Annotated in this window: 1 protein-coding gene; it reads left to right on the top strand. The window is 59.2% G+C overall.

Annotated features, from left to right (window positions below):
• Positions 1-130: 130 nt before the first annotated feature.
• The coding region (locus tag ACYQ2W_RS26845) for a helix-turn-helix domain-containing protein (RefSeq protein ID WP_459874210.1) at positions 131-277 on the top strand (147 nt) is incomplete at its 3' end.

The raw sequence follows: 277 nt of genomic DNA, 5'->3' as shown, positions 1-277 counted from the left end.
TGTTAATGGCCAACTAAACTGACCCACCTCTGGCCACTAGTTTTGACCCACCCCCGGTGGCCGTCAGGTCACCAGAGACCTACTCTCCAGCCCCTTTGCCGGGTGGAGAGCAGCATTGAAGGAGTGGGTAGTGATACACAAGATCAAAGCGATGTACGACGAGGGGCGGGGCAGCTCGATCCGGGAGATCGCCCGAACCCTGAAGATCTCCAGGAACACGGTGCGCAAGTACCTGGCGATGGACGAGGAGCATATCCAGGTCAAGCGTGCCGACCGC

This window comes from Endothiovibrio diazotrophicus (assembly GCF_054657215.1).
The sequence above is the reverse complement of the archived record's forward strand: the minus strand, read 5'-3'. Positions and strand labels throughout refer to the sequence as shown.